The sequence below is a fragment of the Pseudomonas sp. BNK-30 genome (assembly GCF_047456185.1).
Taxonomy (GTDB): Bacteria; Pseudomonadota; Gammaproteobacteria; order Pseudomonadales; family Pseudomonadaceae; genus Aquipseudomonas; species Aquipseudomonas putida_E.
Genome location: NZ_CP179904.1, coordinates 2,767,482 through 2,790,507, shown reverse-complemented (window position 1 = coordinate 2,790,507; position 23,026 = coordinate 2,767,482). Strand labels below are relative to the sequence as shown.

Annotated in this window: 16 protein-coding genes; 6 read left to right on the top strand and 10 right to left on the bottom strand. The window is 62.8% G+C overall.

From position 1 onward, the window contains the following. Positions 1 to 143: 143 nt before the first annotated feature. Positions 144 to 1,319 (top strand): MFS transporter, encoded by a 1,176-nt coding sequence (locus tag ACMGGN_RS13025; RefSeq protein ID WP_115275570.1) that lies wholly within the window; start codon positions 144 to 146, stop codon positions 1,317 to 1,319. 43 nt (positions 1,320 to 1,362) lie between these two features. Here ACMGGN_RS13025 and ACMGGN_RS13020 read toward each other — a convergent pair whose 3' ends face one another. Both ACMGGN_RS13020 and ACMGGN_RS13015 read right to left on the bottom strand, forming a co-directional pair. Then, entirely contained in the window at positions 1,363 to 1,878 is a 516-nt protein-coding gene (locus ACMGGN_RS13020; RefSeq protein ID WP_174141627.1) for a DUF4880 domain-containing protein, read from the bottom strand. 436 nt (positions 1,879 to 2,314) lie between these two features. Then, positions 2,315 to 2,626, bottom strand: a complete 312-nt coding sequence (locus tag ACMGGN_RS13015) for a DUF6124 family protein (RefSeq protein ID WP_046787295.1) — start codon at positions 2,624 to 2,626, stop codon at positions 2,315 to 2,317. A 130-nt stretch (positions 2,627 to 2,756) separates the two neighbouring features. Between ACMGGN_RS13015 and ACMGGN_RS13010 the strand changes: the two genes are divergently transcribed. Next, the gene (locus ACMGGN_RS13010; RefSeq protein WP_046787294.1) at positions 2,757 to 3,419 is read left to right on the top strand and encodes a LexA family protein; all 663 of its coding nucleotides are present in this window, start codon (positions 2,757 to 2,759) and stop codon (positions 3,417 to 3,419) included. Between the two features lie 33 nt (positions 3,420 to 3,452). On the opposite strand, the gene ACMGGN_RS13005 is transcribed toward ACMGGN_RS13010, so the two are convergent. Genes ACMGGN_RS13005 through ACMGGN_RS12990 form a run of 4 tightly spaced genes read right to left on the bottom strand, consistent with a single transcriptional unit; the run spans position 3,453 to position 9,011 of the window. Further along, positions 3,453 to 5,405 (bottom strand): biotin carboxylase N-terminal domain-containing protein, encoded by a 1,953-nt coding sequence (locus ACMGGN_RS13005; protein WP_414156029.1) that lies wholly within the window; start codon positions 5,403 to 5,405, stop codon positions 3,453 to 3,455. Then, positions 5,402 to 6,217 carry a gamma-carboxygeranoyl-CoA hydratase gene (locus ACMGGN_RS13000; protein WP_414156028.1) on the bottom strand — a complete coding sequence of 272 codons (816 nt, stop codon included), beginning with the start codon at positions 6,215 to 6,217 and terminating at the stop codon, positions 5,402 to 5,404. Before ACMGGN_RS13000 ends, ACMGGN_RS13005 begins: the two co-directional genes overlap by 4 nt. A 3-nt stretch (positions 6,218 to 6,220) precedes the next feature. Continuing rightward, a complete protein-coding gene (locus tag ACMGGN_RS12995; protein WP_119688625.1) occupies positions 6,221 to 7,828 on the bottom strand; it encodes a carboxyl transferase domain-containing protein in 1,608 nt (535 codons plus the stop codon). Between the two features lie 19 nt (positions 7,829 to 7,847). After that, positions 7,848 to 9,011 carry an isovaleryl-CoA dehydrogenase gene (locus ACMGGN_RS12990; protein ID WP_012313713.1) on the bottom strand — a complete coding sequence of 388 codons (1,164 nt, stop codon included), beginning with the start codon at positions 9,009 to 9,011 and terminating at the stop codon, positions 7,848 to 7,850. 216 nt (positions 9,012 to 9,227) lie between these two features. Between ACMGGN_RS12990 and ACMGGN_RS12985 the strand changes: the two genes are divergently transcribed. Continuing rightward, complete coding sequence (locus ACMGGN_RS12985; protein ID WP_414156027.1) at positions 9,228 to 10,910, top strand: AMP-binding protein; 1,683 nt, start codon at positions 9,228 to 9,230, stop codon at positions 10,908 to 10,910. Between the two features lie 86 nt (positions 10,911 to 10,996). Here ACMGGN_RS12985 and ACMGGN_RS12980 read toward each other — a convergent pair whose 3' ends face one another. Beyond that, positions 10,997 to 11,158 (bottom strand): hypothetical protein, encoded by a 162-nt coding sequence (locus tag ACMGGN_RS12980; RefSeq protein ID WP_012313715.1) that lies wholly within the window; start codon positions 11,156 to 11,158, stop codon positions 10,997 to 10,999. 139 nt (positions 11,159 to 11,297) lie between these two features. Here ACMGGN_RS12980 and ACMGGN_RS12975 point away from each other — a divergent pair, with 139 nt between their 5' ends. From ACMGGN_RS12975 to glgB, 3 genes are read left to right on the top strand one after another with little or no spacing between them, the layout of a single operon-like run. Further along, the gene (locus tag ACMGGN_RS12975) at positions 11,298 to 13,316 is read left to right on the top strand and encodes an alpha-1,4-glucan--maltose-1-phosphate maltosyltransferase (RefSeq protein ID WP_046787290.1); all 2,019 of its coding nucleotides are present in this window, start codon (positions 11,298 to 11,300) and stop codon (positions 13,314 to 13,316) included. 42 nt (positions 13,317 to 13,358) lie between these two features. Further along, positions 13,359 to 16,676 carry a maltose alpha-D-glucosyltransferase gene (gene treS / locus ACMGGN_RS12970; protein WP_281868565.1) on the top strand — a complete coding sequence of 1,106 codons (3,318 nt, stop codon included), beginning with the start codon at positions 13,359 to 13,361 and terminating at the stop codon, positions 16,674 to 16,676. Continuing rightward, positions 16,677 to 18,887, top strand: coding sequence for a 1,4-alpha-glucan branching protein GlgB (glgB, locus tag ACMGGN_RS12965; protein ID WP_115275329.1), 2,211 nt, complete (start codon positions 16,677 to 16,679; stop codon positions 18,885 to 18,887). Positions 18,888 to 18,943: 56 nt separating this feature from the next. On the opposite strand, the gene ACMGGN_RS12960 is transcribed toward glgB, so the two are convergent. The 3 genes from ACMGGN_RS12960 to ACMGGN_RS12950 form a co-directional block, all read right to left on the bottom strand. Continuing rightward, positions 18,944 to 20,020, bottom strand: a complete 1,077-nt coding sequence (locus ACMGGN_RS12960; protein WP_046787287.1) for an autotransporter outer membrane beta-barrel domain-containing protein — start codon at positions 20,018 to 20,020, stop codon at positions 18,944 to 18,946. A gap of 418 nt (positions 20,021 to 20,438) precedes the next feature. Then, positions 20,439 to 22,592, bottom strand: a complete 2,154-nt coding sequence (glgX, locus tag ACMGGN_RS12955; protein WP_046787286.1) for a glycogen debranching protein GlgX — start codon at positions 22,590 to 22,592, stop codon at positions 20,439 to 20,441. Between the two features lie 144 nt (positions 22,593 to 22,736). Then, positions 22,737 to 23,021 (bottom strand): DUF2934 domain-containing protein, encoded by a 285-nt coding sequence (locus ACMGGN_RS12950; protein ID WP_046787285.1) that lies wholly within the window; start codon positions 23,019 to 23,021, stop codon positions 22,737 to 22,739. Positions 23,022 to 23,026 lie beyond the last annotated feature (5 nt).

Here is a 23,026-nt window from a genome sequence, read left to right as displayed (position 1 = left end):
AATCCTACACGTTTTTAGGGTATTTCATTCAGTAATCCCGCTTGTGTGTATTGCCTGTGTGGGTTCGTATATGCATTGAAAAAATAGTGGAACGGTTAGGCGTGTTGGCCAGCGCCCTGTCGTCAGTAACCGGAGTGGGTGGCGTGCCTGCAAAAACTTCTTTCCTGTCGATTTTGCTCATTCTTATCAGTCTGCTGGGTGTATTCCCACTCGACGTCATTTTGCCTTCTGTTCCGCAGATGGCTGAGTATTTTGCAGTCGATACAAAGCGCATTGCCTATTCAGTGAGTTTATTTGCGCTGGGTGTGGCTCTATCCCAAGCGGTGATCGGCCCGCTTTCCGATTGTGTGGGAAGAAAACGCTTGCTGATCGCTGGGCTCTTGGTAGGCATCGCAGGGGCAATCGGCTGCATACGCACCACTCACTATGAGACCTTCATGGTGTTTCGCCTGTTGCAGGCCATGGGCTGTGGCTGTTTCGTACTAAGCCAAGCGCTGGTGCAGGATAGTTACAGTGGCCAGCAGCGCAATGCGATGCGAATTCTGCTGACCAGTGCAAGCGGCGTCTTTATCGCGTTGTCGCCGTTAGCAGGCAGCGTGCTTCAGCAATATTGGGGGTGGCAGGGGAGTTTTCAGGTATTTGTCATGCTGGCAGTATTGGTGCTGTTACTTTGTTTGATGTTATTGGGTGAAGATAGAGCCTCTCGCTATCGGGGAGGTTTTTTGCCTGGCTATTGCCAGATTCTGAAGGACAGAAAGTTTCTTGTGTATTCGATCTTCTCCTGTTTGGCATTTGCCTGTCACTTTTCATTTGTTGTCGTATCCCCCTTGTTGCTGATGGGGCCGCTAGGGTTGACGGAGTTCGCCTTCTCCATGGTGTTCCTCTTGTATGGGTTGGCCTACATGGTCGGCGGTGTAGTTGCCAATTCGCTGAATCGAAGTATGAGTACACAGGCGCAGATTGGTTGTGGATTTGCACTGATAGGCACCGCTGGCGTAGCCCTGCATCTTGCCATTTCAAGCGGTGAACTGGTGCTCATCGATCTTGTATTGCCATTAACCTTATGCACAATCGGCACGACGATCGTCCGCCCGGCTGCAACCACGTACGCACTCAGTCGGCATCCCGATCGCGCAGGGGCTGCTGCATCGGTCAGCAACACATTGCTCTATGCGTGCGGTGGGGGCGTTAGCCTGCTGGTGGCTTCATCAGGAGAGGTGAGTTTGGCAATGCATCTGGCAGTGAGTTTTATAGCCTCTTGCCTATCAGGCTGGTTGCTCCTTGCCTGCGTGTCCGGGCTATTCGGACATAAGCCTTGATTTGGCAGGGGTACTGGCTTTGCATCCTGCCGACCCTGACGGCTTACGCCCAGTAGCCAAACAGCACCAGCGCCGCCACGCCCAGCCCTACTGCAATCGAACACCCACCCAACGAAATCGCCGCTCGCCCTTGCCGATACCAGCCATCGTGCCCCAGCTCCCTCGCTGGGGCGAGCAGGCTGCGCCAGCGCAGTTCGGTGTCATGGAAGGCTTGCAGGTGCGCTGCATCGGCGTCCAGCCAGCGCCGAAAATCAATGCGCTCGCAGGTGGTGACCTCAGGGCTCTGCAACCGTACATACCATTGGCTGGCAGCGCTGGCCACAGCATCACCGTGCGGGCGGGCCGTTTGCAGGGCCTGGTTCATGTGCCGTTCGATGCTCAGCAAGGGCAAGTCGAGGCGCCTGGCGATAACGGCGAAGTCCAGCTGGTCCAGGCGATTGAGCAGGAACACTTGCTGAACGCGGCGTGGCAAGCGCTTGAGCCCGTGCAGCAGGGCATCCTCGGCGTCGTGGCCGGTAGCGGGCGTTGGGTGCTCAAAAGGCAGCAGCAGGCGGCTCATGGTCAGCTCCTTGCTCAAGAGTAGGGGTGGGGGCATCTTCCGTGATGCGAAACCAGCTTAGTAGAAACGAGATTGATTCTCAAGTGCTGATTCCGCAAAGTTTTGTAATGAGCGTTCACGCCCTGACACACTTTTGCTATCATCGCGGCCATCAAAGATCTTCATTAGCCTGAAGAGCCAAAAAAAAGACCCGGCAAAAAGCCGGGTCAAAAACCGTGATTAGCCTGATGAGGAGATAATCTGAGAGCGACCTAAGCTCCAGGTTATCCAGCAGATCTCGCGATCAGCTGAGTGCAATAATAATCGTTATCATTTGCCAGTCAAATGATTTTTCACCTATCCGGTAAAAACTTTTGCTGGAGCACTCCCTTGTCCCGGCAATCGGGGCCCCTTGCCGTTACCTGGCCACCACGTCTCTCCCTATTCCAGTTCCAGTCTAAAGACCGCTCTGCACGGTCCGCTTGTGCTCCAGCAGCGCCCTGGCCATGTCCATCATGTGCATCAGTGCAAAGGTCAGCTCGCGGTGGCTGCCTTCCTGATGGGTGGCGGTTTCATGGGCGGTGGCGGCCGCGCAGCGCAGCAGCGCGATGGCGTGCTCCTGGGCCTGGTCTGCGGTGACGCCTTCGTGGAGTGTCCAGATCTTGTTGTCGATGCTGGGGCGCGGCGGGTTGGGGTTGAGGTAGTAGTCGAGGGCGCGGCGGGCTGCTTCGCTGTCGAGTTCTGTTTCGTCGTTTTTCGGTGGTTTCATCGCGATACCTTCTGATTTCCCTTCAAACACAATGAAATCAGAGCATAGGTCAATCTGTACTATTAATCCTGTCACAAATAATTCAGAGTGTGTATTGAAGCGGCTAATACAGTCCGTATTGTTGCCGCTCATGGAAAACTGGAACGCATTTCTCAAGCGCTACAAGCGCGAACATAATCTCAGCCAGCTCAAGCTGGCCGAACGTCTGGGCATGACTCAGGGCGGCGTGGGCCATTGGCTGCGTGGGACGCGGCGGCCAACGCTGATCACCATCAACGAGAAACTGGAAAAGCTCGGGTTGGTGTACCTGGAGGCCCAGGTCATGGTGGTTGAACGTGAGGTCAATGACCTCACGCGTGAATCCAGGGGCACCTACGGCCCCGCACGGCCTTTGTCGGTTGAGGCGCTGCGTTATGCAAGCTTCCGTTTCCCTGTGCTGAGCTGGGCTGATCTGCAGGGGCCTTTACCTGAAAAGAGCGACCTGCACGAACAGACTGACTATATGCCGGCGGGTAATGCATTTTGGCTGGCAGTGGAAAACGACTCGATGAACGCCGCCAGTGGCAAGAGCGTGCCGGAAGGTATGCGTATCCTGATCGATACGGGGCTCGAGGCGCAGCCGGGCAAGTTGGTGATTGCCAGGCAGCCGGGGCGCTTGGCGGTCTTGCGGCAATTGATCGAAGAGGGTGGGGAGCGGATGCTCAAGCCCCTGAATACCCGTTATCCGACGGTTTTGTGTGAGCCAGGGTGTGAGTTTCTCGGGGTGGTTGTGCGGGTGCACGGCTCCTTCTAGATTGCCGGGGCCGCAAAGCGGCCCTTGCTTGCATCACTCCACCAGTTCGACCAGCACCGTCCCTTCGCTGACCATATCCCCTTCCTGGCAAAACAACGCCTTCACCGTCCCACCCTGCGGAGCGCGGATGCTGTGTTCCATTTTCATCGCCTCCAGCACCACCAGCGCAGTCCCTGCTTCCACCGCCTGGCCCGGCTCCACCAGTACCCGCACGATGCTGCCATTCATGGGCGCGCCCAGCCCGCCCTGATGGCTGTGGCTGGCTTCGGCCTCGGCGATCGGGTCGAAGGCCTCGATGGCATGCATTTCACCATCCCAGCGCAGGTATAGCGTGCCACCGCGGCGCACTGCCAGGTAACGCCTGCGCACGCCGCCTTGATCATGCCCGAGCTGTTCGCCGTCCAGCTGCCAGGCCAAAGTAGCGCCGTGCTCAAGGGTAACTGCCTGGCTTTCGCCGCCGCTGCGCAAATGCAGGCTGCTGTGCGCTGGCAGGCCCAGGCGCAAACCCGTGCGCCCAGCCCAGGGGGAGCGGTTATCGTCGTCACGCTGATGCGGCGCCTGGCCCTGCAGCCAGGCTTCTCCTGCGGCTTGCCAGAAGCCTGCGGGCAATGGCTGCGGTACCGGCAGCAGTACCTCCTGATGACGTGGAATAAAGCCTGTATCCAGCTCGGCCGCCGCGAATGCGGGATGGGCGAGGATGCGGCGCAGGAAGGCAATGTTGGTCTTCAGCCCGCCGATGGCGAACTCGTCCAGCATCGCCAGCAAGCGCAGGCGTGCCTGTTCACGGTTTTCGCCCCAGGCGATCAGCTTGCCCAGCATGGGGTCATAAAAGGATGAGACTTGGTCTCCCTCGCTTACCCCGCTGTCCACCCGGCGACCTTCGCCAGGTGCCGACTCGCGGTACAGCGTCAGGGTGCCTGTAGCCGGCAGAAACTCATTGGCCGGGTCTTCGGCATACAGGCGCACCTCGATAGCATGGCCGATCAGCGGCACCTGCGCCTGGGTAATCGGCAGCGGCTCGCCGCAGGCGACGCGGATCTGCCAGGCCACCAGGTCCAGGCCGGTGATAGCTTCGGTCACCGGGTGCTCTACCTGCAGGCGGGTATTCATCTCCATGAAGAAGAACTCGCCACGGGCATCGAGCAGAAACTCCACGGTGCCGGCACCGACATAACCGATGGCCTGGGCGGCGCGCACCGCCGCTTCGCCCATGGCCCGCCGCAATTCAGGGGAGAGCCCCGGCGCAGGCGCTTCCTCGACTACTTTCTGATGGCGGCGCTGGATCGAGCAGTCGCGCTCATTAAGGTACAGGCAGTTGCCGTGCTGATCGGCGAACACCTGGATCTCGACGTGGCGGGGCTTGAGCACGTACTTTTCCACCAGCATGCGCGCATCGCCGAACGACGACTGCGCTTCACGCTGGGCCGAGGCGAGGGCGTCGGCCAGCTGGCTTTCTTCCTCCACCACTTTCATGCCCTTGCCACCACCCCCGGCGCTGGCCTTGAGCAGCACCGGGTAGCCGATGCGCTCTGCGGCGGCGCGGAAGGTTTCCAGGTCTTGGGCGTCGCCGTGATAACCCGGCACCAGCGGTACGCCGGCCGCTTCCATCAGCGCCTTGGCTGCCGATTTGCTGCCCATTGCATCAATGGCGCTGGCCGGCGGGCCAAGGAAGATCAGCCCGGCGTCCTCGATGGCACGGGCAAACCCTGCGTTCTCCGAAAGAAAGCCGTAGCCTGGGTGAATGGCCTGGGCGCCGCTGGCTTTGGCCGCTGCGAGCAGCTTGTCGATCACCAGGTAACTGTCAGCGGCCTTGCTGCAGCCCAGGTCGACACGGATATCCGCCTCGCGGCTGTGGCGGGCGTCGCGGTCGGTGGCGCTGTGCACGGCCACGGTGGTCAGGCCCATGGCCTTGGCGGTGCGCATCACCCGGCAGGCGATTTCCCCACGGTTGGCGACCAGCAGGGTGGTCAATGGCGTGCGGCTCATGGGCGCGGCTCCTTGTTGGGCTCGGTTTGCCAGGCGGGGCGACGTTTTTCCAGGAAGGCGCGCAGGCCCTCCTGGCCTTCGGCGCTGACACGGATACGAGCAATGGCGTTTTCACAGTAGCGGCGCAGGGCAGGGCTGAGCTCACCGTCATCGACTTCGCGCAGCAGGTCCTTGGTGGCGCGCAGTGCCTGCGGGCTGTTTTGCAAGAGGTTGTCTACCCAGGCCTGTACCTGCACTTCCAGCTCACTGGCCGGGTACACCTCTGCCAACAGGCCCAGTTCCCGGGCCCGTACGCCGCTGAAGCGTTCGGCGGTCAGGGCATAACGGCGCGCGGTACGCTCACCGATGGCCTTGACCACGAACGGGCTGATCACCGCCGGGGCCAGGCCGATGCGCACTTCGGACAGGCACAGCTGCGCATCCTCGGCGCCGATGGCCATGTCGCAGCAACTGATCAACCCCAAGGCGCCGCCAAAGGCCGCCCCCTGGACAACGGCCAGGGTGGGTACCTTCAGGCGATGCAGGGCGTACATCAGTTCGCCCAGTTCACGGGCGTCATCCAGGTTGGTGTTGAAGTCCAGTTGTGCCGATTGCTGCATCCACGCCAGGTCTGCGCCAGCGCTGAAATGGCGGCCACGGCAGCGCAGCAGCATGAAGCGCAGGCTGGCGTCGTCGGCCAGTTGCCCGAGGGCGACGATCAGCTCGCGGATCATCTGTGCATTGAATGCGTTGTTCTTGTCCTCGCGGCTCAGCCACAGGGTGGCGAAGCCGCGCGGGTCACGGATCACTTCGAGGGTGCTGAAATCGCTCATGGGTCACATCCGGAAAATGCCGAAGCGGCTCTGTTCGATCGGTGCGTTCAGCGCGGCGGACAACGCCAGGCCAAGCACGTCACGGGTCTGCGCCGGGTCGATGACGCCGTCGTCCCATAGCCGGGCGCTGGAGTAGTAGGGGTGACCCTGGTGTTCGTACTGGTCGAGAATCGGCTGCTTGAGCCTGGCCTCATCCTCGGCGCTGAAGGCCTGGCCGCTGCGTTCGCTCTGCTCGCGCTTGACCTGGGCCAGCACCCCGGCGGCCTGTTCGGCCCCCATCACGCCAATCCGCGCATTGGGCCACATCCACAGGAAGCGCGGATCATAGGCGCGGCCACACATGCCGTAGTTGCCAGCGCCAAAGCTGCCACCGATGATCACCGTGAACTTCGGCACCTGGGCGCAGGCCACGGCGGTGACCAGCTTGGCGCCGTGCTTGGCGATGCCGCCTTCTTCGTACTTCTTGCCGACCATGAAGCCGGTGATGTTTTGCAGGAACAGCAGCGGGATGCCGCGTTGGCAGGCCAGTTCGATGAAGTGCGCGCCTTTTTGCGCGGCTTCGGCGAACAGGATGCCGTTGTTGGCCAGTATCGCCACCGGGTAGCCGTGCAGGTGGGCAAAGCCGCACACCAGTGTGGTGCCGAACAGTGCCTTGAATTCATCGAACACCGAGCCATCGACCAGCCGCGCAATGACCTCGCGTACGTCGAACGGTTGCTTGGCATCCGCCGGTACCACGCCATACAACTCGTCGGCGGCATACAGTGGCGCCACCGGGGCCAGGCACTGCAGCTTGCCCAGCTTGTGCCAGTTGAGGTTGGCCACGCTGCGCCGGGCGATGGCCAGGGCGTGCTCGTCATTGTCGGCATAATGGTCGGCCACGCCGCTGGTGCGGCAGTGCACATCGGCACCGCCGAGGTCTTCGGCGCTCACCACCTCACCTGTGGCGGCTTTCACCAGTGGCGGGCCCGCCAGGAAGATGGTCGCCTGCTGGCGGACCATGATCGCTTCGTCGGCCATGGCCGGCACATAGGCGCCGCCTGCGGTGCACGAGCCCATGACCACGGCGATCTGCGGGATGCCCAGCGCGCTCATGTTGGCCTGGTTGAAGAAGATCCGCCCGAAATGTTCGCGGTCGGGGAACACTTCATCCTGGCGCGGCAGGTTGGCGCCGCCGGAGTCCACCAGGTAGATGCATGGCAGACGGTTCTGCTGGGCGATGGTTTGCGCACGCAGGTGCTTTTTGACCGTCAGCGGGTAGTACGAACCGCCTTTTACGGTGGCGTCGTTGGCCACGATCATGCATTCCACGCCTTCGACACGGCCGATGCCCGCGATGACGCCGGCAGCGGGCACGTCTTCGCCGTACACCTCATGGGCGGCCAGCTGGCCGATTTCGAGAAATGGCGAGCCCGGGTCCAGCAGGCGATCGATACGCTCACGCGGTAGCAGTTTGCCCCTGGAGGTGTGCCGTTCTTGGGCCTTGGGCCCGCCGCCTTGGGCAATGTGGGCGAGCAGGCCGCGCAGGGCCTGGACCTGTTCGAGCATGGCCGCGCTGTTGCCGGCGAATTCCGCCGAACGCGGGTTGATCTGGGTGTGCAAGGTAGCCATGTGCGCCCGTCCCTTGTGCTCAGCGGGTTTCGTTGAACAGTTCGCGGCCGATCAGCATCCGGCGGATTTCGCTGGTGCCGGCGCCGATCTCGTACAGCTTGGCGTCGCGCAGCAAGCGGCCCGCCGGGAATTCATTGATGTAGCCGTTGCCGCCGAGAATCTGGATCGCTTCCAGGGCCATCTGCGTGGCGCGCTCCGCCGTGTACAGGATCACCCCGGCGGCGTCCTTGCGTGTGGTCTCGCCACGGTCGCAGGCCTGGGCCACGGCGTACAGGTAGGCGCGGCTGGCGTTCAGTTGGGTGTACATGTCGGCGATCTTGCCCTGTATCAACTGGAACTCGCCGATGCTCTGGCCGAACTGCTTGCGGTCGTGGATGTACGGGACCACCAGGTCCATGCAGCTTTGCATGATGCCGGTGGGGCCACCGGAGAGCACCACGCGCTCGTAGTCCAGGCCGCTCATCAGTACGCGCACGCCGCCGTTGAGCTGGCCGAGGATGTTTTCTTCCGGCACTTCGACGTCATCGAAAAACAGCTCGCAGGTGTTGGAGCCGCGCATGCCCAGCTTGTCGAACTTGTTGCTGCGGCTGAAGCCTTGCCAGTCGCGCTCGACAATGAACGCTGTGATGCCGTGGGCGCCCTTGTCCAGGTCGGTCTTGGCGTAGATCACGTAGGTGTTGGCATCCGGGCCGTTGGTGATCCAGGTCTTGCTGCCGTTGAGCACGTAGCGGTCGCCGCGCTTTTCGGCGCGCAGTTTCATCGACACCACGTCGGAGCCGGCGTTTGGCTCGCTCATGGCCAGCGCGCCGATGTGTTCACCGCTGATCAGCTTTGGCAGGTACTTGAGCTTCTGCTCATGGGTGCCGTTGCGGTTGATCTGGTTGACGCACAGGTTGGAGTGGGCGCCGTAGGACAGCGCCACCGAGGCTGAGCCACGGCTGATTTCTTCCATCGACACCACGTGGGCCAGGTAGCCCAGGCCGGCGCCGCCGTATTCTTCCGGTACCGTGATGCCCAGCAGGCCCATGTCGCCAAACTTGCGCCACATGTCGGCAGGGAACAGGTTGTCGTGGTCGATCTGTGCGGCGCGTGGCGCCAGCTCGGCGGCGACGAAGGTGCGCACCTGGTCACGGAGCATGTCGATGGTTTCGCCCAGGGCGAAGTTCAGGGAGGGGTAATGCATGGGGCACCTTCTTGTTCTTGAAATTAGGAAACACCGTAGCTCAGCAAGCGGTAGCCATTGGCTATGAGCGCTATGTCGTTTTCACCTTTACGTTAACGTAAACCTGCGATCCGTCGGTGTCAATCCGGTCATCACCTTTACGTAAACGTAAATCTGCGCCACAGTATTTGTCGCTTGCTTGAGCCGTGCCCAGAACAACCACAAGAAGGGACACCCATGAGTCAACCCAGCTACACCCAAGGTCGTCAGGACCTACCCTTGCTGACCCTGACCATTGGCCAGGCCTTCGATGCGACCGTGGCCCGTTACGCCGATGGCGAAGCGTTGGTGGTGCGCCAGCAGGGCCTGCGTTTCACCTGGCAGCAGTTGGCCGAACAGGTCGATGTCCATGCCCGGGCGTTGATGGCCCTGGGTGTCGACAGGGGGGACCGGGTCGGCATCTGGTCACCCAACTGCGCCCAGTGGTGCATCCTGCAGCTGGCCAGCGCCAAGGTCGGTGCGATTCTGGTCAATATCAACCCGGCCTACCGGGTGGGCGAGCTGGAGTACGTGTTGCGCCAGTCCGGCTGCCGCTGGCTGGTGTGCGCCGATGCCTTCAAGACGTCCGATTACCATGCCATGGTCAAGGAGCTGATACCGGGGCTGGCTGCAGTGCTGCCCGGTGACTTGGCCAGCGAGCGCCTGCCCGAGCTGCGCGGGGTGATCAGCCTGGCCGGCAACCCGCCCCCAGGTTTTCTGGCGTGGCATGCGCTGGGCGAGCGGGCAGGGGAGACGGCTGTTGAGGCTTATCAGGCTCGCCAGCGCAGCCTGCAGTTCGATCAGCCGGTGAACATCCAGTACACCTCCGGCACCACTGGCGCGCCCAAGGGGGCGACGCTCAGTCATTACAACATCCTCAACAACGGTTTCATGGTTGGCGAAAGTCTGGGCCTGACCAGCACCGACCGCATGGTGATCCCGGTACCGCTGTACCACTGCTTTGGCATGGTCATGGCCAACCTTGGTTGCATCACCCATGGCAGCACCATGATCTACCCCAGCGACGCCTTCGATGCCGAGCTCACTCTGCGTGCGGTCGCCGAAGAGCGCGCCAGCATCCTCTATGGCGTGCCGACCATGTTCATCGCCATGCTCGACCACCCGTCGCGCCAGCACCTGGACCTTTCGACCCTGCGCAGCGGCATCATGGCCGGTGCCACCTGCCCGATCGAGGTCATGCGCCGGGTCATCGACCAACTGCACATGGCCCAGGTGCAAATTGCCTATGGCATGACCGAAACCAGCCCGGTGTCCCTGCAGACCGGCCCCGACGATGACCTGGAGCTGCGCGTGACCACGGTTGGCCGCACCCAGCCCCAGCTGGAGACCAAACTGGTGGATGCCGACGGCTGCATCGTGCCCAGGGGCGAGATCGGCGAATTGTGCACCCGTGGCTACAGCGTGATGCTCGGTTACTGGGATAACCCGCAGGCCACGGCGGATGCCATCGATCCTGCAGGGTGGATGCACTCGGGCGACCTGGCGGTGATGGATGAAGATGGCCATGTGCGCATCGTCGGGCGCAACAAGGACATGATCATTCGCGGTGGCGAAAACATTTATCCGCGCGAGCTCGAGGAGTTCTTCTATACCCACCCTGCAGTGGCGGACGCCCAGGTGATCGGCATCCCGTGCGATAGGTATGGCGAGGAAGTGGTGGCCTGGATCAAGTTGCATCCCGGCCACAGCGCAACGGCTGAAGAGTTGCAGGGCTGGTGCAAGGCGCGCATCGCGCACTACAAGGTGCCACGGCACTTCTGTTTCGTTGACGAGTTTCCCATGACGGTGACCGGCAAGGTGCAGAAGTTCAAGATGCGCGAAATCAGCGCGGCCTCGCTTTCAGCAGTACCGGCTGGGTAATTCAGCCAGGGCGCTGGCCGCGCCGAGTGATACCCGTGCACGGCCGGCAGCACCGTTGCAGGTGCATCGCTTTCCCTCGTCTATCCTTAAGCCTTCACCGGTGGCTCCTGGCTCGGCGGGTCGCCGACCGTCGGCGGCTCGGTCGGCTTGATCGGCAGCTCGTCCGGGTCCTCTTCCGGCACGGGCGGCGGCAGGCTCGGGTCGTCGATGTTGGGGTCGGGTGTCTCTGGTGGAATGGGAATGTTCATGGCCTGACCTCGCAGGGTGAATGAGAGGGTGGTGCAGGCTTTGATACGTGGCTGCGCCGTTTGCTCAATTTTTTTGAACCCCCTGCGTGGACGATGGCTCTGAACCCTTACCGCCAATGCCAACAGGGAGCCAGGACCGATGTCGCGCAACGAGCCCTTCGAAAGCGTACCAATGGCGAACGATCACCCCGACCAGGCCATCAGCCTGTCCCAGGCGCTGCTGGCGCCGCGCATCGTGATCGAGGATACCCAGCCCGCACTTGACGGTGGCGGTTTCGCCGTCAAGGCCATCAGCGGCCTGCCGGTTGCAGTCAGCAGCAAGGTCTACAGCGATGGCCACGATCGCCTGGCTGTGATGCTCAAATGGCGGCAGGCCCATGGCCGGCGCTGGCACTGCGTGCCCATGCATTCGCCGGGCAACGACCTGTGGCTGGCCGAATTCACCCCCACCGAACTCGGCCCGCACCTGTTCAGTATCGAGGCCTGGATCGATCCGTTCGCCACTTATTGCCACGACCTGGAGAAGAAGTTCCACGCCGGCGTCGACGTGAAGCTGGAACTGGAAGAGGGCCGCCAGCTGCTCGGCAAAGGCGCAGAGCGCAGCGAGGGCGAACTGCGCAAGCAGATCGAGGCACTGCAGGCTCAGTTGCCCACGTTGGCCCAGGCTGACCAGGTGGCGCTGCTGCTGGATGCGCAGGCGTCGCGCCTGATGACCGAGGCCGAGCACCGCAGCTACCTCACCTGCAGCCGCGAATTCCCGGTCGATGTCGACCGCCCGGCCGCGCAGTTCGCCAGCTGGTACGAGCTGTTCCCGCGTTCGATCACCGACAGCCCTGAGCGCCACGGTACCTTCAACGACGTTCACGAGCGTTTGCCGATGATTCGTGACATGGGCTTTGACGTGCTGTATTTCCCGCCCATTCATCCGATCGGCAAGCAGCACCGCAAGGGCCGCAACAATGCCTTGCGTGCTGAGCCCAACGACCCGGGCAGCCCCTACGCCATCGGCAGCCCCGAGGGCGGGCACGATGCCATACACCCGCAGCTGGGCACCCGGGAGGACTTCCGCCGCCTAGTGGCCGCCGCCGCCGAGCACGGGCTGGAGATCGCCCTGGACTTCGCCATCCAGTGCTCCCAGGACCACCCGTGGCTCAAGGAACATCCCGGCTGGTTCAGCTGGCGCCCCGACGGCACCATCCGCTATGCCGAAAACCCGCCGAAGAAGTACCAGGACATCGTCAACGTCGATTTCTACGCCGCTGACGCCGTGCCGTCGCTGTGGCTGGCCCTGCGCGATGTGGTGGTGGGCTGGGTCGAGGAGGGGGTAAAGACCTTCCGCGTCGACAACCCGCACACCAAACCGCTGCCGTTCTGGCAATGGTTGATCGCCAATGTGCGCAGCCAGTACCCGGACGTGATCTTCCTGGCTGAAGCCTTCACCAAACCGGCGATGATGGCGCGCCTGGGCAAGGTGGGTTACGCCCAGAGCTACACCTATTTCACCTGGCGCAATACCAAACAGGAACTGCGCGAGTATTTCGAGCAGCTCAATCAGCCGCCCTGGAGCCTGTGCTACCGGCCCAACTTCTTCGTCAACACGCCGGACATCAACCCGTTCTTCCTGCACACCAGCGGCCGTGCGGGGTTTCTGATCCGCGCCGCGCTGGCGACCATGGGGTCGGGGCTGTGGGGCATGTACTCGGGCTTCGAGCTGTGCGAAGGCACACCCCTGCCGGGCAAGGAAGAGTACCTGGATTCGGAGAAGTACGAGATCCGCCCGCGCGATTTTACCCAGCCCGGCAACATCATTGCCGAAATCGCCCAACTCAATCGCATCCGCCGGCAGAACCGCGCCCTGCAGACGCACCTGGGCGTGGCGTTCTTCAACTGCTGGAACGACAACATCCTGTATTTCGCCAAGCGCACGCCCGAGCGCGACAACTACATCCTGATAGCGGTCAGCCTCGACCCGCACAACGCCCAGGAGGCCAGCTTCGAACTGCCGCTGTGGGAGCTGGGGCTGGACGATGACGCCGACACCCTGGGCGAAGACCTGATGAACGGCCACCGCTGGACCTGGCATGGCAAGACCCAATGGATGCGTATCGAACCGTGGCATCAGCCATTTGGTATCTGGCGCATAGAAAAGGCCCGATAAGCCCCTGGGCGGCGCTGAACCCGCAATTGAAAGGAGTCGCACATGGCCAAGCGTTCCCGCCCGGCAGCCTTCCTCGACGACCCGCTGTGGTACAAGGACGCCGTGATCTACCAGCTGCACATCAAGTCGTTCTTCGATGCCAACAACGACGGTATAGGTGACTTCGCCGGCCTGATCAGCAAGCTCGACTACATCGCCGATCTTGGCGTCAACACCCTCTGGCTGTTGCCGTTCTACCCCTCGCCACGGCGCGACGACGGTTATGACATCGCTGAATACAAAGCCGTACATCCCGACTACGGCAGCATGGCCGATGCCAAGCGTTTCATCGCCGAGGCGCACAAGCGCGGGTTGCGGGTGATTACCGAGCTGGTCATCAACCACACCAGCGACCAGCACCCCTGGTTCCAGCGCGCCCGCCATGCCAAGCGCGGCAGCAAGGCCCGCGACTTCTACGTGTGGTCGGATGACGACCAGCAATACGACGGTACGCGGATCATCTTCCTCGACACCGAGAAGTCCAACTGGACCTGGGACCCGGTGGCCGGCCAGTACTTCTGGCACCGCTTCTACTCGCACCAGCCGGACCTGAATTTCGACAACCCGCAAGTGCTCAAGGCCGTGATCGGGGTGATGCGCTTCTGGCTGGACCTGGGCGTCGACGGCTTGCGCCTGGACGCCATCCCCTACCTCATCGAGCGCGATGGTACCAACAACGAGAACCTCCCCGAGACCCACAAGGTGCTCAAGGCGATTCGTGCCGAGATCGATGCCAATTACCCCGACCGCATGCTGCTCGCCGAGGCCAATCAGTGGCCCGAGGACACGCGCCCGTACTTTGGCGAAGGCGATGGCGACGAGTGCCACATGGCCTTCCACTTCCCGCTGATGCCGCGCATGTACATGGCCTTGGCCATGGAAGACCGCTTCCCAATCACCGACATCCTGCGCCAGACCCCGGAAATCCCGGCCAATTGCCAGTGGGCCATCTTCCTGCGCAACCACGATGAGCTGACCCTGGAGATGGTCACCGACCGCGAGCGCGACTACCTGTGGAACTACTACGCCCAAGACCGTCGCGCGCGCATCAACCTGGGTATTCGCCGCCGCCTGGCGCCGTTGCTGCAACGCGACCGCCGGCGCATCGAGCTGCTCACCAGCCTGCTGCTGTCGATGCCCGGCACGCCGACCCTGTACTACGGTGACGAACTGGGCATGGGCGACAACATCTACCTGGGCGACCGTGACGGTGTGCGTACCCCCATGCAGTGGTCGCCGGACCGCAACGGCGGTTTCTCCAAGGCCGACCCGCAGCGCCTGGTACTGCCGCCGATCATGGACCCGCTGTACGGCTACCAGACTGTCAACGTCGAGGCGCAGGCCCACGACCCGCATTCGCTGCTCAACTGGAACCGCCGCCTGCTGGCGGTGCGCAACCAGCAGAAAGCCTTCGGCCGCGGCACCTTGCGTACGCTCACCCCGAGCAATCGCCGCATCCTGGCGTACATCCGCGAGTACACCGATGCCGAGGGCAACAGCGAAGTCATTCTGTGTGTTGCCAATGTGTCGCGTGCGGCGCAGGCCGCAGAACTTGAATTGTCCCAGTACGCCGACAAGGTGCCAGTGGAGATGCTCGGCGGCAGCGCCTTCCCGCCGATCGGCCAGCTGCCGTTCCTGCTGACGTTGCCGCCTTATGCCTTCTACTGGTTCTTGCTGGCAGCGCACGACCGCATGCCCAGCTGGCATGTTCAAGCTACCGAGGGGTTGCCGGAATTGACTACGCTAGTGCTGCGCAAACGCATGGAAGAGCTGCTCGAAACGCCTTCGAGCGATACATTGCAAGGCGCGATTCTGCCGCAATACCTGCCCAAACGGCGCTGGTTCGCCGGCAAGGAAGGGCCTGTCGACCAGGTGCGCCTGTGTTACGGCGTGCGCTTGGGCACCGCCACGACACCCGTGCTGCTCAGCGAAATCGAAGTGCTGGGCGATGGCGTGGCCAACCGTTACCAGTTGCCGTTCGGGCTGCTGCCTGAAGACCAGATCAGCAGCGCGTTGCCGCAACAACTGGCGCTGTCGCGGGTACGCCGTGGCCGTCAGGTGGGCCTGATCACCGATGCCTTTGTGCTCGAACCCTTCATTCGCGCTGTGCTGCGCGCCTGCCAGGACGGCCTGCGCCTGCCCTGTGGCAATGGCCAGGGCGAGCTGCGCTTCCACTGCACCGAACCGCTGGCCAGCCTGGGCCTCGATGAAGACAGCGCTGTGCGCTACCTGAGCGCCGAGCAGTCCAACAGTTCGGTAGTGGTGGGCGATCGCGTGGTGCTCAAGCTGATCCGCCGGGTCAACCCGGGGGTTCACCCGGAGCTGGAAATGAGCGCCTACCTCACCGCCGCCGGGTTCGCCAATATCTCGCCACTGCTGGCCTGGGTCAGCCGGGTGGATGAAATGGACGCACCGCACCTGCTGATGATCGCCCAGGGTTATCTGAGTAACCAGGGCGACGCCTGGGCCTGGACCCAGAACACGCTGGAGCGGGCCATCCGCGACGAGATGGAGCCATCCAGCAACGATGGTGAAGCGCATACCGACGCACTGGCCGAGCTCAACGGTTTTGCTGCCTTGCTTGGCCAGCGTCTGGGCGAGATGCATCTGTTGCTGGCCGCCCCGACCGACGACCCCGCCTTCCGGCCGCGCAGCAGCGATGGCGAAGACAGCGAGCGCTGGGCACAACAGATCAGCAGCGAGCTCTGCCATGCCCTGGACTTGCTGGCGCAGCACCGCGACAACCTGGACAACGACAGCCAGGCGTTGGTCGACGACCTGCAACAGCAACGGGAAGGCCTTGCCCAGCACATCGCAAACCTGGCCAGGCAGGCCCAGGGTGGCCTGCTGATGCGGGTTCACGGCGACCTGCACCTGGGTCAGGTGCTGGTGGTGCAAGGGGATGCCTACCTCATCGATTTCGAAGGCGAGCCTTCGCGTGCGCTGCAAGAGCGGCGGGCCAAGCACAGCCCGTACAAGGATGTCAGCGGCGTGTTGCGATCCTTCGACTATGCTGCTGCGATGATCCTGCGCAGCGCCTCGGCGGTAGACGCTTCCGAGGCGGCACGGCAGGCTCGTCAGCGGGTCGCCCGGCAGTACCTGCACCAGTCGCGCCATGCCTTCGTCGAAGCCTATGGCCTGGCCACCGCCGCCATGCCTCACGCCTGGCAACAGGCCGAGGGCGAACGCGCCGCACTGGAACTGTTCTGCCTGGAAAAGGCCGCCTACGAGATTACTTATGAAGCCGAAAACCGGCCAAGTTGGCTGGCCGTGCCTTTGCATGGCTTGCATGGATTGATCAGTACCTGGGGAGAGTCATAGATGAATGCAACCACGCGTGATAACGGTGGCCTTCGGCAGCGGGAGCTCGATGCCCTTGCCCGCGCCGAGCACGCCGATCCTTTTGCAGTACTTGGCCCCCATGGCGATGGCGCGGGCGGGCTGTGGGTCCGCGCCTACCTGCCAACTGCCCTGAGCGCCCGGGTGCTGGCCCGCGATGACGGGCGTGTGCTTGCCGAAATGCAGCAGGGCAGCTTGCCCGGGCTGTTCACCGCGCACCTGGATGATGCACAGCCGTACCTGCTGCAGATCGTCTGGGCCGGTGGCGAGCAAGTGACCGAAGACCCGTATAGCTTCGGCCCGCAATTGGGCGACATGGACCTCCACCTGTTTGCCGAGGGCAACCACCGCGACCTGTCCGGGCGCTTCGGCGCCCAGCCCATTGAGGTCGACGGCGTCCATGGCGTGTGCTTTTCGGTATGGGCGCCCAATGCGCGGCGCGTGTCGGTGGTGGGCGACTTCAACAATTGGGACGGCCGTCGTCACCCGATGCGCCTACGGCACAGTGCCGGGGTGTGGGAACTGTTCGTGCCGCGCCTGGGCGTAGGCGAAACCTACAAATTCGAGGTGCTGGGCAAGGAGGGCGTGCTGCCGCTGAAGGCCGACCCGCTTGCCCGCGCCACTGAGCTGCCGCCCAGCACCGCATCGAAGGTGGCCGGCGAACTCAGCCATTCATGGCAAGACCAGGAGTGGATGGAACACCGCGCCCAGCGCCATGCCTACAGTGCGCCGCTGTCGATCTATGAACTGCACCCAGGCTCCTGGCAGTGCGAGCTGGATGACCTGGGTGAAGTGTCACGCTTCTACAATTGGCGCGAACTGGCCGAGCGCCTGGTGCCCTATGTGCAGAAGCTCAACTTCACCCACATCGAGTTGCTGCCGATCATGGAGCATCCGTTCGGTGGCTCCTGGGGCTACCAGCCCTTGTCGATGTTCGCGCCGACCTCGCGCTACGGCACGCCAGAAGACTTTGCCGCGTTCATCGACGCCTGCCACCAGGGCGGTATCGGTGTGATTCTCGACTGGGTGCCGGCGCATTTCCCTACGGACGAGCATGGCCTGGCGCGCTTCGACGGCACCGCTCTTTACGAGTACGACAACCCCCTGGAGGGCTTCCACCAGGACTGGAACACGTTGATCTACAACCTGGGCCGCAACGAAGTACGCGGTTTCATGCTGGCTTCGGCACTGCACTGGCTCAAGCACTTCCATATCGATGGCTTGCGGGTCGATGCGGTGGCCTCGATGCTGTACCGCGACTATTCGCGCAAGGCTGGCGAATGGGTGCCCAACCGCCATGGTGGGCGCGAGAACCTGGAGGCCATCGATTTCATCCGCCACCTCAACGGTGTGGCCGCCCATGAAGCGCCGGGCGCGCTGATCATCGCCGAAGAATCCACTGCCTGGCCGGGTGTCAGCCAGCCCACCCAGCAAGGTGGCCTGGGCTTCGCCTACAAGTGGAACATGGGCTGGATGCACGACACCCTGCACTACATCCAGAACGACCCGGTGCACCGCAGCTATCACCACAACGAGATGAGCTTCGGCCTGATCTATGCCTATTCCGAACATTTCATCCTGCCCATTTCCCACGATGAAGTGGTGCACGGCAAGCATTCGCTGATCGACAAGATGCCCGGTGATCGTTGGCAGAAGTTCGCCAACCTACGGGCTTACCTGACCTTCATGTGGACTCACCCGGGCAAGAAGCTGTTGTTCATGGGCTGTGAGTTCGGCCAATGGCGGGAATGGAACCATGACCACCAGTTGGACTGGTACCTGCTGCAGTACCCCGAGCACCAGGGCGTGCAACGCCTGGTGGGTGACCTGAACCGGCTGTACCGTGACCTGCCGGCATTGCATGAGCAAGATTGCCAGCCGCAAGGTTTCCAGTGGCTGATCGGTGATGACGCGCAAAACTGTGTGTATGCCTGGCTGCGCTGGAGCAGCAACGGTGAGCCATTGCTGGTGGTGGCCAACTTCACCCCGGTACCGCGCGAGGGGTATCGGATTGGTGTGCCGTTCGGTGAGCGCTGGCAAGAGCTGCTCAACAGCGACGCCGAGTTGTATGCCGGGTCGAATGTGGGCAACCTTGGCGCGGTGGAGAGTGACGAGGTCGCCAGCCACGGGCAACCGCTTTCGCTGGCCCTGAACCTGCCGCCGCTGGGTGTACTGGTGATGAAACCCGCCTGATCCTTGGGCCTGAGTTGGCCTCTTGGCGGGCTTGTCCCGCGAAGAGGCCACACTGATCACCAGCGCATCCTGACCCCCAGGCTGCCGATCAACCCATTCAGATCGTTGTCATCCACATCACTGCTGTAATCGGCACTGACAAACAACGCCATGGAAGGTGTCACCCGCGCCACCAGGCCCAACCCCAGTTCCACCGTGGTCGAATAGCGCGAGCCGGATATCTTGTCGACCTGGTCCAGCTTGACCTCGTCGGCATCGCTGAAGTCATACCAGACGTTGGTCCGCACATACGGTTCGATGGGCATTCCCCGCACTTCGTAGCGCCCGGACAACTTGGCACCGACCCGGCCGCTCCAGGTTGGCTGGCTGTCGAACGCCTGCAGCGTCTCTTCCTGCACCTGGTTGCCAGGGAAGAACTGCTGGTTGATCAACTGTGCCTGGGGTTCGATCACCCAACTGCCACCCAGGCGGATCGGGTACCCCCCCTCCACGGAAAACGTCATCGCATGGCCGCTGTCGTTCACCCGCTGGCCCGTCTCGCCCCGGCCCAGCACATCGATGCGCGTGCCCATGGCTACAGCGTCCACGTGCCAGCCCTGATCATGGGTCATGCTCCAGTACACCCCCAGGCTCTCGCCGCTGAGGTTCACTGCATTGCGCTGCTTGTCGCCGAGCATCACACGGCTGCCCTTCAAGCTGCTTTGCAGATTGTTATGCCCCACGAAAATGCCCGCGCGGTGCACATTGCCGCCGCTGGTTTCACGCACGAACAGGTCCGGGCCAATCGTCAGTTGCTGGCTGGGTGCTTCCAGCTGCTCGGGGGCCTGCGCACCCGGGCGAGGTGTGCCCGGGAAAAACTGCGCCCATTGGCTGGCTATCAGGTCGGGCGCCAGCGGGCCATGGCGTTCGGCCATCTTGTTGCTGAAGGCTGTCAGTGTACCCAGGCTCAGGCCGCTGGCGCTGACGGGGTCAAGCGACAGCTGAGCCATTGCCGGCTGCTGCAGGAACAGGGGGGAGCTGGGGTCGTCCAGCAATGGGGAGGCGAAGGTTTCCACCGGGGTTGCCAGAAGCATCGACGTGGAAACCGCGTAGAAAATACGGTCGAAGCGCAACGGGTTCGAGGTGCTTTTCATGGCGGATCTCCTGTGTTTTTGTTGTACAGCCCAAGGACCTGGCCTGTTGTCACGAGCTGTACGGCTAAACACAGGGCGACCCAAACCAGTACGCCAGCTTTCTCAAGCACGCACGAAGGCGCGAGCTAAAGGCCCGGCGCAATTTTTTTACGACTAGATAATCTTTAGCTAAGGAGAGGTAAGGGCTTGCGTCAAGAAAGTGTTAAACAGGCGGGGAGCTTCAGGGCGCAGAGTTAACATCATGATTTCTGGCGAAAACACTACGCGCATAGCGGCGTTCGCTATTTCCTGCACCCTGGCTATGCCGAAACATTGCTAGCGCCGCTGTTACGCCGGGTGCGAGCCGTGCGTCCAAGGTGGCCAGGCGCAGCCGGCCCTGAGATCCGTTCGGTCCAGGGCCGGTTGAGCCAACCCCGGTTCAGTCCTCCTCGCGCTGCAGCACCATCAGCAGCAACGAGCGCCCCTGGACCTGGAACGTGCTGTCGAATGGCAAGTGTTGCCCTTTGCGCAGTTCCGGCCGGTCGGTGTCCACCAGGCAGCTCCAGTAGTCACCGTCCGGTACCGTCGGCAGCAGGAACGGCACCACATCGTGGTGCGCATTGACGATCAGCAGCACCGTCGCCTCCGAACCCGGCCGGGCGATGCCGCTGACCTGGGCGCGGCCGTCGATCAGCATGCCCAGGCAGCGCCCATGCGGGTCTTCCCACTGCTCCACACTCATCTCGCTGCCGTCGGGCGCCAGCCAGGTCACGTCCTTGACCCCGATCGCCTCGTTGTAGTCGCCGACCAGAAAGCGTGAGCGGCGCAGCACCGGGTAGGCCAGGCGCAGGCGGGTCAGGCGCTTGACGAAGGCCAGCAGGCCTTTGCCTTCTTCGTCCAGGTCCCAGTTGACCCAGCCGATCTCGCTGTCCTGGCAGTAGGCATTGTTGTTGCCGTGCTGGGTGCGGCTGAACTCGTCGCCAGCGACGATCATAGGGGTGCCTTGGGCCAGCAGCAGGGTGGCGAAGAAGTTGCGCATCTGGCGCATGCGCAGGGCATTGATTTCAGGGTCGTCGGTGGGCCCTTCCGCGCCGCAGTTCCACGACAGGTTGTTGTCGGTACCGTCCTGGTTGTTCTCGTCGTTGTCTTCGTTGTGTTTGCCGTTGTACGACACCAGGTCGCGCAGGGTGAAACCGTCGTGGGCAGTGACGAAGTTGACCGAGGCATAAGGGCGCCGGCCGCGGTTGTTGAACATGTCGCCCGAGGCGGTCATGCGCGAGGCGAAGTCGGCCAGCTGGCCTTCGTCGCCTTTCCAGAAGGCGCGCACGGTGTCGCGGAAGCGGTCGTTCCATTCCGCCCAGCCCGGTGCGAAGTTGCCCACCTGATAGCCGCCTGGGCCGCAGTCCCATGGCTCGGCGATCAGCTTGACCTGGCTGAGCATCGGGTCCTGACGACAGGCGACGAGGAACCCGTGGCGTTCGCTGTAGCCGTCGTGGTAACGGCCCAGGATGGTCGCCAGGTCGAAGCGGAAGCCGTCCACGTGCATCTCGCCAGCCCAGTAGCGCAGCGAGTCGGTCACCAGTTGCAGCACGCACGGGTGGCTGAGGTCCAGGGTGTTGCCGGTGCCGGAATCGTTGATGTAATAGCGTTTGTCATCGGGCATCAGCCGGTAGTACGAGGCATTGTCGATACCGCGCATGGACAGCGTCGGGCCACGCTCGTTGCCCTCGGCGGTGTGGTTGTAGACCACATCGAGGATCACTTCGAGGCCGGCGTCGTGCAGGTGCGCGACCATTTCCTTGAACTCGGCGATCTTGCCGCTGGCCAGGTAACGCGGGTGCGGGGCGAAGAAGGCGATGCTGTTGTAGCCCCAGTAGTTGTTCAGGCCTTTGTCCAGCAGGTGCTGGTCATTGACGAAAGCGTGGATCGGCAACAGTTCGATGCTTGAAACGCCAAGGTCCTTGATGTGCTTGAGCAACTCGTCGTTGGCAAGGCCGGCGAACGTGCCGCGCAGTTTTTCCGGCACGGCAGGGTGGCGCATGCTGATGCCGCGGGCATGCGCTTCATAGAGGATGGTGCGCTCCCAGGGGATCTGTACGCGCTGGTCGCGGCCCCAGGTGAAGGCCGGGTCGATGACTTTGCATTTGGGTACGAAGGGCGCGCTGTCGCGCTCGTCGAACGACAGGTCGCCGTCGGGATGGCCGATGGTGTAGCCGAACAGTGCCTCGGACCATTTCAGGCTGCCGACCAGTTGCTTGGCGTAGGGGTCGATCAGCAGTTTGTTGGGGTTGAAGCGGTGGCCGTTCTCTGGCTCGTAGGGGCCGTAGACACGGTAGCCGTATACCAGGCCTGGGTGGGCGTCAGGCAGGTAGCCGTGGTAGATCTCGTCGGTGTACTCCGGCAGCTCGATGCGCTCGAGTTCCTGCTCGCCTGTGGAGTCGAACAGGCACAGCTCGACTTTGGTGGCGTTGGCTGAGAACAGGGCGAAGTTGACCCCCAGCCCATCCCAGGTGGCGCCGAGCGGGAAGGGCATGCCCTCGCGCAGGCGGGATGGTGCGATGGAGCGGGTTTTCTTGGGAATGCGGGGGCTCATGGCGGTCCTCGGATGGCCGTAGGGAAGGGGACGGATGGTCCTTCAGTCGCGGCCCCATCGCCGGCAAGCCGGCTCTCACCGCAATCCCAGGGTCTTTGAGATCTTTGTGGGAGCCGGCTTGCCGGCGATAGGGCCGGGACCGGCTTAGCCAGCAGCCGGCTTCTTCACCGTCTTGGGCTTTTTCGCAGCGGCCGGTTTCACCCCTGGCAGCGCCGCAGCCTTGGGCTCGGCAGGTGCTTTTGGCGCCGCCGCGACCTTGGGCTTGGCGGCGGCCTTCTTGCGCGGCGCAGCCTTGGGCGCCAGTGCCTCGGCCTCGGCCAGCTTGCGGGCCATGTCCCAGTGGCGCTCTTCCTCGCCTACAGGCTTACCTTCAGACTCCCAGATCTGGTAGGCAAATTCGCGAATACGTTTTTCATCGACACTCATCATGACGC